Below are 11,518 nucleotides of genomic sequence, written 5' to 3'. Positions count from 1 at the left end.
CACGCAGGTCTAGCTTTGTTGCAACTTATGCTGTGTCTTTAGTCATAGGTATAATTTATGCCAAGCCAGAAACTTCGGCCAACCTCAACCCCAGACTCACCTGGTAATACCGAATATGTTCTGCTGTCTAATAAGTTACTTATATCAAAGCTCAAGGCTAGGCCGTGCTTATTGAAATCAGGTAATCGGTAGCGTAATGATGCATTAAATAAAATGGCATCATCGTATTCAAACTCCCTATAAATAGTCGCTTCGAGGGGTAACAATTCACCTGAAGGGGTTGTCTCAATAATATCTTCAAATTCATGTACTTCTGAAGTTGCTGATACAGACGTGTAGCCTTGGGTGTATGTTGCGGTTAACGTCGTTTGTAAATCATCAGTCCACTTGGCAGTCCAGCCCATATTAACTATCCAAGGGCGAGCATAATTTGATGCAAGTCGGTCAAGGTCGTCTAGAGAAACAGCGGTATAAATTGTTTCTTCTGTGCCATCTTCATTAATGATAGTGGTTTCATAAGCAACAATATCTTCAGCTGGTGTATCGTCGATATTGTCATCATAGCTTTCCTGACTTGTATAAGTTTCAGACCAAGAAGTATTCGCCCAGAAACTATGATTGCGCCATTGGCCATTCCAAGACAGGGAAATACGCTTTTGCTCGCTCTCACCTTTGTTAACTTGATAAAGATAGGTATAGCCTCCTTCTCTAACAGAGTCACCCTGACCAATTTCATCCTTGTTTTGGCGCCAAACGCCACGCAAGGACAAGAAACCACCGAGCAATTCTTGTTTCCAGCCCAAGGTTAATTCATCAGAATAGGGGGTTTTTACGCCGTCGTATCGATACCGCGTTAAGTCTTGCTCGCTGTCATCAATCCAATCACCGACAACATTATTGTATGAGTCACGGTATTGGGTGATATAAGGTAACTGCTGCTCGCGAATTGCATAGGTTGTTAAATTCGCATCGTAATAGCGGCTAGCACCAAAAGTGATTAAGGTTTGGTTGTCGCCAAAAAGGTCATAACCACCGGAAATACGTGGCGCGATATTATGATTACCAAAGAAATCTTCAGTGTCATAACGCAAACCTAAATTTAGTTTTAGGTTGTCCCACTCGATCACATCTTGAATGTACATTGATGCTTTACGCACAGTGACATCAATATGTTCCTCTTGATAAATAACTCGCCGTTGAAAAAACTGTCCCGTTGTACCGACTGACTTTTCATAAAGCGCGAGGTGTTCAGGGTTGGTTGGATCAAATGGCTCACCTAATATGGCTTCCAGCTCTTCAATAGAGGTGTTATTTGACTGTTCAATACAATCGTAATTGTTGCCATTACAGTCAACTTGGCTGTTTATTCTGGCGTTAGAATAGGTCACAGCTTGCTGCTCTCGATCACGCAATATTTGCTGACTTTCTAATTGTAGACCCATACTAAATTGATGGTCTAAGTCCCAAAAGTTGGCGTCAAAATCAAACTTGTTATTTAACGAATAGGTGATTTGTTGGGTATCGAGATCACCATAAGCACCTTCTTTAGATACGGTAGCCCAAGGATCAGCCCAATCTTTTCCTGGAACATTCGCCCAAGAGAAGTAATCTTGAGGTGCTGTGCGGCTATTTTCACTGTAACGACTGTTAGCAGTAATTTTCCAGTCGGCCCAACCAAGGTTTCGATAACCCACCGCGTTTAGTGCATAGCCACCCCCTTTGGTTGTGTACTCACTATTTAAGGTGTCAGTGAGAATATCGTGATTTTCAAAAGGGGCATAAAGCGCTGATACACTGAGGTGATCAAACCAATCTAGTTCAGAGTCGTACTTCAACATCACGTTCGAGTTTGTACTTTCGGTATCTTCTAATACGCCAAGGGACTCGATACTCTGTGTCGATGTGGTGTGATTAACATTTAGACCAATACCTCGGCCATCTTCCAGCTTCTTAGCGAGTTGAAGTTTGTATTGGTGTTTGTCATATACCGGCTTGTCAAAAGTAGATTCAGAAGGATCGGCATTGTCGCCATAGATATCATGGAACTCCACCCAATCAGAACTAGTGCCTCGGTACCCCAGTCTTACCGCGGGTAAATCCCAGGCATCTTTACTTTGAGATTCCACAACACCACCCACAAACTCGCCATATTCGACGGGAATATTAGAGTCATAGACGGTAATGCTTTCTACTAAGTCTTTGTTTAAGAAGAACTCGTTTGTATGACCCGCTACTGAGTTTTGGCTACTTGTGGCTAATGAAGAGCTACCAGGGTCGATACGGCTATTGACGTTCATTCCGTCTATAAAAAATCCATTTTGGTAGGCTTTACCACCAGAAATAGATACCTCACGCGAACGAATGTCCGTTAGACTCGATAAGCTATTGTCAGCTTCACTGGTTTGAATACCCGGAAGACCTTTTAATAGCTCAGTAATGTCACCATTGCCAATAGGGGCATTTTCAATGAAATCCTGAGATAGGAATATTCTACCTTGGGCTTCAAGTACTTCTGGGCCAAAGTAACGGCCTGTGACTTCTATCACCTCAACAGGTGTTCCGTCATTGTTAAGGCAGCCTTTCATTAATTTAGCTTGCTCGTCGCTCAGTAACTTCGCTTCGGGAAAACGTAACTGCTGAGCACAGCTCTGCCATAATTCAGCAGTCTTTTTAGTGCTTGCAAGGATTGTTTGTTGTTGCTGTTCAAAAGAGTCAACCTCTTCCGCAAAAGCGGAAAAGGTTACCGTTAGGTTTAACGCCAGCATCATGCTGACGTATACAGGGTTAAGTGTTAACTTCATAGTGTTAACCGTTACTGCGCGTTATCAGGCAATAGTGGATTAACATCTTCGCTGTCAAGAATACCGTCACCGTCAGTATCATCATCAGCGGTCAAGCCAGAAGCGGTGATTTGTTCTTCAGTTGCTATACTGATGAAGAAATTAGGCTTGCCGTCTTGATCTGTATCGACGTTAGCAGCAACAGTTGCAGGGAAATCTTCTTGTAGGGCGATTTCTTCAGCTAATACAGAGGTAAGCTCTAATTGAGCAGCTTCTGCATTGGCATCTCGAGCAATGATCTCTTTTGCTAAATCGTAGTTACGCGCTCCAGCAAGTAGGGCGACCGAATCCTCGTAAATATTAGCTTGAATGGTTGCGGTTTGTGTTTGCACCTTGGTATCAATGAAACTAATTAGCTTTGCAATATCAGCTTGTACGCTGGCTAAACTTGTCGCATATTCATCCGATGCTGCGTGATAACGCATTTGTGTTACCACAGAGTACGCATCGGTAGAGGTATTAAAATCATCAGGGCTAGCAAGTTGCTCAAGTATATCAATACCTAAGTCTAATCCTGCTTCTTCATCGCCATCTTCTGCAGCAACAAATGCCTCATATCCGGCTATATATTCGTTTACTAATGTTGTTGTTTGCTCAGCAGCACTCATTAACAAGCCGTTAAGTGCAGCGCTTTGGGAAAATTCGTAACGCCATTCAATGCGGTCTTCAAAATCACTGACTATGTCGATCAACGATAGTGCTTCAATGGTCGTGGCTGCTGCGACTTCTGACTCATCGACTTTACCAGCAATGCTCATCAACTTCTGTCGTGCATCTAACAGGTTAGAGGTTGTAAGGCCTTCTGCGTTGATCGGGTAGTTATCAGTTAATAGTTGATGGCAGGTTGGGAATAATGCTTTGGCATCATCTTGAGCATCCATCCGTTGGAGTAATTCGATCAATTTACCACAGCCCCAGTCGCCAACAATGTAGGCTGGAGACGTCAGCCTTTCATTAATCATTTCTTCACTGGTAAGAATGCCTTTGGCAACTTCAATAGCCTGTTTGGCTTCATCATACATACCATAATTAATAAGGTGTGTGGTTAATCCTGGGCTGGTAATTGTTTGCTCTGCAACGGCTCTGAACTGTGTTCGGTAAGCATCTGGTGATAGAGCAATTAAATAGTCTGTTGCGGTTTCAACACTGCCACCCTCAAGTATGATTGATAACCCATGATAATCGTCAATCTCTTCCTGAACCGTTGATTCATACCGATCTAAGAATTCGGAACCTGCTACAATCGCTAAAGCTGGGTTCGGTGTTATGTTAGGGTAAAACAGTTCTAGCGGACCGGCCGCGAGTTGTAATGCATAAGCGACGCCGTTCTCTTTGGTATATTCCGCATACTCATTCGCTGGACGATTATATTCTTCATCGTAAGTTACCTCACCGTGTAGGGAAATTATCCGCGCGATGAGCTCCTTACTTTTAAGCTCTTCGCCTGCACGAACATAGTATTCAAGCGCCCAACCGTAATAAAATGCTCGTCTATAATAATCAGGGCTTCCGGCATTGGTTTTTGAAGAGGGTAAATACTCATAACCGATATCTTCAATGTACTCGACAAAATGATCAACGGAAGCAACAAATTTAAGTCGATTCGCCTCTGTTTTATCCGCCAAGTATTGTGCTTGCAATGCCTCGACATAATTACGGTTGCTAGTCAGTAAATAGCCATAACTTGTCGTATATTCATCAGATTTTAGTGCTTCTTTAATCAGCTCAAGCGTTGCTAATACATTTTCGGCGCCTAGTTCATTGCCGCTGTCTTGATAATCGCCTAATAGAGAAAGGTAAAATCCACCATCTGAGGTATTGAAGCTACTAAAGCCTTTGTCTGCGACGTAGATATTGTAGACTTTTAATGCCTCATCACGAAGTGTGTCACCTTGGTCAAATAAACCATTGTCATTATAGTCAGATGCAATATCTTTTAATGCTCTGGCTTTGTTGTCTTGATTAATAATATCTTCATTGACAATACGGCTACTTTCGTCAGTAAAGCCTGCATTGGCATAACCGCGGGCTAACGCAAGGTAGGCTGGGTCAGCTAGATTGTCTTGTTCAAGGCTATCAATTAATGCCTGAGACTGCTTAAGATGTGATAATTCGGAAGCGTAGTAATAATCTTGCTTTTGCTGATTAGTTTCGTAGCTAGGCTTAAGCTCAATAACGGCTGTGAGCATGTCAGAATGCCCATCGGTGACACCTACTGTAAAAGATTTGGCAAATGATAATGGGTCTGCGGTGTAAGTGAATGAGCCCGTTATTGCATCAAGTGTTAATGTTCCTGATTCTGGGGCAGCTTCAATGCTGTAGCTTAGATCGTCATCGTCAGCATCCGTCGCCACAATTTGTCCTTCTGTCACACCATTTGCATTCACAGCGATGCTGCTACTTACAATTACGGGGATGTCATTCACATTGGTGACAGTGAATACCAGATTTGCTGAGGTGGCAACCGTTCCATCATTTGCTTGTACTGTTGCGGTGTCTGTACCAAAAAAATCAACTGCTGGCGTATAACTGTAGCTTCCATCAGCACTCAATGAAAGTGACCCATTTTCAGGCGTCTGAGTAATAGAAAAGGTGATTTGATCGCTATTTTCATCAGTGGCGATTAAATTACCATCAAAACTAGTGTCTTCTTGCACAGTTACAGCCAGTGAAGCTGTGTCAAATACTGGTGCAGAGTTTGAGTCTGAAGAGCCTCCATCACATGCTGTTAGTAATGCGGAAACTACAGCAATAGCTAAAGGTGCGATCGGGAATGTATGCTTCGCCATCAGAAAGTCCTATTTATTATCAATTTATATTCGCGGGCATTTTGATACTGCATTGTTACAAATGCAAATCATTCTCATCACGACTTGATACATGTTTTTAGTTTTACGATCATGATCGCAACTATTTGTAAATTTTAGTTTGACAATGTAAATTAATTGAAAGCGTTAAAAATAGATTTTTTCCTATTTAGGATAAATGCTATACCATTGATTTATATCTATTATTTAATATTTTGGTAATCGCTTTAAGTTTTTATTTTGTATTTGTGGAAATCATCGGTTGTAAGCGTGTTGTTAATTCTTAGGCGGGCTGTTCATTTTGGTTAAGGGGGCAAATTTACCAACATTTACATTTCAATAACTCCAACTGGGTTAGTAAAAGAGTTCAAATTGGCACCTCAGAATGAGGAAAGTTGGGGACAAAAGTAGAGGTTATAGCTGGATTAAGTTTACCTGTCATTCTGACTGTCGTGTAATAAGCGGTTGCATTCTTTCTTGTACGCTTATTAATGGTATAATTCGTCTTTTTGTATGCTCCGTTGTTTATAATAAACCACTTTAGAAGAGGTGGATCAGGTTCCCCAAACGGACTGAAAAGTAAGAATAGGCCTGAAAGGCATTTTATTTAAGCTGGTTGTAATCGATAGATTTTGGTTTAACCAATTGATTTGTAAAAGGTTGAGTTAGTTGTGACAAACAAGAAGTTAAACAGAGCACTCTCTATTGCGCCCATGCTTGATTGGACTGATAGACATTATCGCTATTTTGCTCGGTTGATGTCAGCGAATACCGTGCTGTATACCGAGATGGTCACCACAGGTGCAATTATTCATGGTCAAGGCGATTACTTGGCGTATAACGAAGAAGAGCATCCTGTCGCGCTTCAATTGGGCGGTTCAAATCCAAAAGACTTAGCTACGTGCGCCAAGTTAGCGTTTGAGCGCGGCTATGATGAGATTAACCTCAATGTGGGTTGTCCTTCTGATCGAGTCCAGAATGGCCGTTTTGGTGCCTGCTTAATGGGCGAGCCACAACTTGTGGCTGAGTGTGTTGATGCGATGAAGCAAGTTGCTGATATCCCTGTAACGGTTAAAACTCGAATCGGTATCGATGAGCAAGACAGTTATCAATTTCTCACTGATTTTGTTGATACGGTAAAAGCGGTTGGCTGCGATACCTTTATTGTGCATGCTCGAAAAGCGTGGTTACAAGGATTAAGCCCAAAAGAGAACCGGGAAATACCTGAACTTAATTATGAGCGTGTGTACCAGTTAAAGCGTGATTATGCCGATTTGAATATCAGTATTAACGGCGGTGTAAAAACCTTAGAAGATTCGTTAACGCACCTAGAGCAATTAGATGGTGTGATGATAGGCCGTGAGGCATATCAGAACCCTTATTTACTCGCTAAGGTTGACCAGATTATCTATGGTGATGATAAACCCGTCATTACCCGTGAGCAGGTTATTGAACAAATGATGCCTTATATTGAGCAACATTTAGCGCAGGGCGGACGGTTAAATCATATCACTCGTCATATGATTGGTTTATTTCAAGGTTTACCTGGCTCAAGAGGATGGCGCAGACATTTAAGTGAGAATGCTCATAAAGCTGGTGCTGGTGTCTCGGTTATTTGGGACGCAGTGGCAAGAATGGAGCAAAGCCGCCCACCTGCTGATGTGACCTTTTATCCTAACAACAACCTTTGATAGTTGTGAATGATTATCTTGCATTGGCATCTAGGCTATTAGTATCGCTTACATGATGCGGCTGTCGAGCTAAATTAACTTTTAAAAGCGTCTTTATAGGGCGCTTTTTTTGTGACTGTTATTTGGCTAATTAAGTTTTAGCTAATTTCACTATTTTAGTGGTTAAAAATACTAATAGTTTAAAAAATGCTCAATGCGCTTTTTAGTTGATAAGAAAAATTTTTGATAAAAACCCTTATAAATCAAGGTTTAAAAAATATTTTAAAACTTGGCACGCAGCTTGTAATAACCATGGTGTACCCAACAAATGAAAAGGAAGACATCATGTTTAACTCAACTACAAATACAACTGGTTCATTATTATCGACAAACACTAATGCAACTTCATCAGCAAAAAGTGTCATGAAAAAAGCAGCTTTGGTTGCACTGCTTGCAACAGCAAGTATGGGAGCACAAGCAAACGATTTGAACAGTGCCGATGTGATTCATGTGTTAGAAACTCGAATCAGTGAAACTGCAACAGAAATGCTGCAAACAGCGAAACAAGAAATTGTATTGTCACTGCATAGTCAAATCGCTGAGCAAGTGTTTGCTTTAAATAGCTCACTAGAATTAGCTGAGTCAGCACAGGAAGAAAATGCGGAATCAGTATTAGCCAGTAACGAGGACTAATTCATGGATTTAATGATGATATTTCATTTAGCAGATCCGTTGATTTCACTTCTTCTGCTTCCCGTAATCAGTTTTATTGTGTGTTCACTTTTGATTTGCGGGTTGCAGCGGTACCAATTTAGCCATGTAGATGCTATCTCAGCAGAATTTAACCAAGCTGGTTTAGTAGGAGAAAAAGAATGAACATGTCAGATGTAGAGAACTATTTGAAAGCTAAAAAACGATTAGTGTGCGGCGCATGCCTTTCGGTAGCAAAACAATTCGGTTGGTCTGTCATGTGGACGCGTGTATTAACGTTTATCGCTATTTTTTTAAGTCCAACTGTTGGCCTAATAGGTTACTTTATCGCTGCCATTATCGTAAGTCAGCAACAGTCTCGCTATTAATGTAAGGGACAGTGATGGTCATCACCGCCCCTAGCTGAGATTATTTGCATCGTCAGTTGATTACCAAGCAGGTTTTAGATGAGCCGACTTAATGGCCCAAATTGATTAGCGAGATAAAAATGCTTGGAAGCAGGCTTTCGCTTCATCACTTTTTAACCTTTCACTAAATAACTCAAGCTCAGTAAGCATTTGCTGTTTCACTTCTGCTTGATTGTATCGTAGTAACTTTTTAGATGCTTGCATGGCCAATGGTGGCTTAGCCGCTAACTTTTTAGCTTGGCTTAACACAAAGTTATCTAAATCCGACTGTTCAACCACACGATTGATGATATTGAGCTCATATGCTGTCTCTGCGGTAAAACTTTCGCCTAATAAGAGCAATTCTGCCGCTTTTTGCTGGCCAACAATCAAAGGTAAAAGTAAACTCGAGGCCGCTTCTGGGACTAACGCTAAATTCACAAACGGTAACTGAAATTTAGCACTGTTATCAGCGTAAACGAGATCACAATGTAACAGCATGGTTGTGCCAATCCCGACAGCTGCTCCAGATACAGCAGCAACAATTGGTTTTTTGAGCGTGAGTAAGCAATGTAAGAATTGTACCGTAGGATGACTGTCGTTTAGCTCGCCGCTGGCAAGGAAATCGGCAATATCATTACCTGATGTGAAACATTTGTCTTCACCACGCAACATAAAGGCACGAATGTCATTGTCGCTCTCACCTTGGATCAGGTATTCTGTAAGCTGTTGGTACATTTTAAGATTAAAGGCATTACGTTTTTCTGGACGATTAAAACTGATAATACGTACGCCTTGATCATCCTTAACCTGAATCTGGCTCATTCGTTGTTTTCCTTATGGACGCGAGTAGGGTGTAAATGGAGTTTAAGACATTGAAAGCAATATTCAAACAACTGTTTAGTTTTTTAGTTTTAACCACGTTTTCTTTTTCGGCTTTTGCTGGAATAATGTTAAGTGATGGTCATGTAAGAGCCATGCCTGCAAGTGTGCCAAATACCGCAGCATACATGACATTAATGAACCATACTGACAAAGCAATCACATTAGTCGCTGTGAATACACCAGTGGCAAAAGAAGCTCAGCTTCATACGTTAATTGAAGAAAATGGCATGGTAAAAATGCGTCAGGTAGAAGGGTTCGAGATCCCGTCTCATGGCACCTTGTCATTACAGGCCTCTGGTGATCATATCATGCTGTTATCACTTACAGAGCCTTTGAAAGTAGGGGATACAGTCCCGTTAGAATTGGTTTTTAAAAATGGCGAACTACTACAGGTTGAACTGACGGTTGAGAAAAAGGCGAGTAATGAATCCCAAGAAAGCCATCATCACCATCATCATTAAGGAGTTGTATTGATGCAAGTAACAAGGAATAAAGTCATTGGCGTAGTCGGGTTTATCTTTTTAATCGGATACGTTATCTCGGTTTGGTGGAGTATCGAGCCTGATATTCTTGAGCCAGAAGTACTGCAAAATGAGCGCGGTGAAGATGTTGTTGGCTATGCGACCACATCGTCATTAATTTCAACCATGGAAACCTTATTGGACAAACCAGGTGGCTGGTTATCCAATGATATTATGCCACCTTCTGTGATGATGGATAATATGCCAGCATTCGAGTTTGGCGCATTAGAGCAATCTCGTGATTTGGCCTTAATTATGCGTAAGGAGTTCAGTCGTTCGCAATCACAATCAACGGCAGATGCAGACTTACTTGCCGCTCATTCAAAACTGAATATTGAGCATACTAGCTGGTTAGTGCCGAGTGCTGAAAGTGAATATCGTGAAGCCATAAAACTATTGAAACTTTATCGCGCTAAAATCAGTGATACTGAAAACAGTAATGCCCAGTTTTATGCCCGTGCAGATAATTTAAACGAGTGGCTTAAAGAAGTGCAAAAGCGTTTAGGCAGTATGTCACAACGTTTATCTGCCAGTGTTGGTCAAGATAGATTGAATACCGATTTAGCTGGTGATACCGCAGCAAGACAATCAACGTCATCAATGGCGAGCTTAGAAATAAAAACAAGCTGGTGGAAAATTGATGATGTGTTGTATGAAAGCCGTGGTTCTGCTTGGGCTTTATTAAACTTTATGAAAGCCATCGAAGTTGATTTTGCCGATGTGCTGGAAAAGAAAAATGCTGAGGTGAGCTTACGTCAGATAATCCGTGAACTCGAAGCAACTCAGCAAACCGTATGGAGTCCAATGGTTTTAAACGGTGATGGATTTGGATTGGTGGCTAACCACTCGTTAGTGATGGCCAACTATATATCGCGTGCAAATGCCGCGGTGATTGATTTAACTAACTTACTCTCTCAGGGATAATGATGAAAAAGACACTTCTTGCCACTGCCTTATTAGGTATGTTGAGCGTTTCTTCTGCTCATGCAGCTACTGTTGTTGGTTTTAAAGTTGGTGGTGATTACTGGGATGCTGATACCAGTGGTTCATTCAACAGCGATGATGGTGTAGCACAAACGTATAACTACGAGTCTAAGTCTCAAGGTAGTTTATGGGTTGCCTTTGAGCATCCAATTCCTTTAGTGCCGAATGTCAAAATTCGTGAAAACCGCCTAGAAGGTAAAGGAAGTCAAATCGGTTCAAACTTCATGTTTAATGGTCACCAGTTTGATTCTGATACGACAGTTTTCAATGACTTAAGTAACACTGATTTTGTGCTTTATTACGAAATCTTAGATAACGATTTAGTTGCTTTAGACTTAGGTGCTGCTTACAAACAAATGCACGGCTCTTTACGTGTTCAAGATCCTGGTCATCCAGAAGAAGTTGATGTCGATAGCGGCATCGTTATGGTTTATGCTAGCGCTGAAGTCGGTGTACCAGGACTCGGTTTATATGCATTTGCTGACGTGATGTTAGGTGTTGATGAAACGAGTGTATACGACTACAACGCAGGCCTTGGTTGGAAGTTTGATGGTGTTGCACTTGATACAGCTGTTCGTGTGGGTTACCGCGAATTTAACTTTGACGTTGATGACTTCTCTAGCACAACTCAAAACATGTCATTTAAAGGTGCTTTTGCCGGTGTTGAATTGGCATTCTAATCAGCCTTCAATGTAGGTTGAAACAAGCAAAAAA

Annotated in this window: 10 protein-coding genes; 7 read left to right on the top strand and 3 right to left on the bottom strand. The window is 41.4% G+C overall.

Features of this window, described 5'->3' with window-relative positions; genetic code table 11:
* Positions 1–38: 38 nt before the first annotated feature.
* Positions 39–2,801: a TonB-dependent siderophore receptor gene (locus AN944_RS04705; RefSeq protein WP_055023445.1), complete on the bottom strand. Its 2,763-nt coding sequence runs from the start codon at positions 2,799–2,801 to the stop codon at positions 39–41.
* An 11-nt stretch (positions 2,802–2,812) separates the two neighbouring features.
* Positions 2,813–5,629 (bottom strand): cadherin-like domain-containing protein, encoded by a 2,817-nt coding sequence (locus AN944_RS04700; RefSeq protein ID WP_055023444.1) that lies wholly within the window; start codon positions 5,627–5,629, stop codon positions 2,813–2,815.
* Positions 5,630–6,318: 689 nt separating this feature from the next.
* Between AN944_RS04700 and dusA the strand changes: the two genes are divergently transcribed.
* From dusA to AN944_RS04680, 4 genes are all read left to right on the top strand, one after another.
* A complete protein-coding gene (gene dusA, locus AN944_RS04695) occupies positions 6,319–7,338 on the top strand; it encodes a tRNA dihydrouridine(20/20a) synthase DusA (protein ID WP_055023443.1) in 1,020 nt (339 codons plus the stop codon).
* 324 nt (positions 7,339–7,662) lie between these two features.
* Positions 7,663–8,010 (top strand): hypothetical protein, encoded by a 348-nt coding sequence (locus AN944_RS04690; protein WP_144430142.1) that lies wholly within the window; start codon positions 7,663–7,665, stop codon positions 8,008–8,010.
* Positions 8,011–8,013: 3 nt separating this feature from the next.
* Entirely contained in the window at positions 8,014–8,193 is a 180-nt protein-coding gene (locus tag AN944_RS04685; RefSeq protein ID WP_055023441.1) for a hypothetical protein, read from the top strand.
* A complete protein-coding gene (locus AN944_RS04680; protein ID WP_055023440.1) occupies positions 8,190–8,396 on the top strand; it encodes a PspC domain-containing protein in 207 nt (68 codons plus the stop codon). Before AN944_RS04685 ends, AN944_RS04680 begins: the two co-directional genes overlap by 4 nt.
* Before the next feature lie 105 nt (positions 8,397–8,501).
* Here the strand turns inward: AN944_RS04680 and AN944_RS04675 are convergent, their stop codons facing one another.
* Positions 8,502–9,239, bottom strand: coding sequence for an enoyl-CoA hydratase (locus AN944_RS04675; RefSeq protein ID WP_055023439.1), 738 nt, complete (start codon positions 9,237–9,239; stop codon positions 8,502–8,504).
* A 35-nt stretch (positions 9,240–9,274) separates the two neighbouring features.
* Between AN944_RS04675 and AN944_RS04670 the strand changes: the two genes are divergently transcribed.
* From AN944_RS04670 to AN944_RS04660, 3 genes are read left to right on the top strand one after another with little or no spacing between them, the layout of a single operon-like run.
* On the top strand, positions 9,275–9,760 hold the full coding sequence (locus tag AN944_RS04670) for a copper chaperone PCu(A)C (protein WP_055023438.1): 486 nt from the start codon (positions 9,275–9,277) through the stop codon (positions 9,758–9,760).
* A 12-nt stretch (positions 9,761–9,772) separates the two neighbouring features.
* A complete protein-coding gene (locus AN944_RS04665; RefSeq protein WP_055023437.1) occupies positions 9,773–10,744 on the top strand; it encodes a DUF2333 family protein in 972 nt (323 codons plus the stop codon).
* A gap of 2 nt (positions 10,745–10,746) precedes the next feature.
* Positions 10,747–11,484 (top strand): TIGR04219 family outer membrane beta-barrel protein, encoded by a 738-nt coding sequence (locus AN944_RS04660; protein WP_055023436.1) that lies wholly within the window; start codon positions 10,747–10,749, stop codon positions 11,482–11,484.
* Positions 11,485–11,518: the final 34 nt, after the last annotated feature.

This window comes from Shewanella sp. P1-14-1 (genome assembly GCF_001401775.1).
Taxonomy (GTDB): Bacteria; Pseudomonadota; Gammaproteobacteria; order Enterobacterales; family Shewanellaceae; genus Shewanella; species Shewanella japonica.
This window is presented reverse-complemented; position numbering and strand designations above follow the sequence as displayed.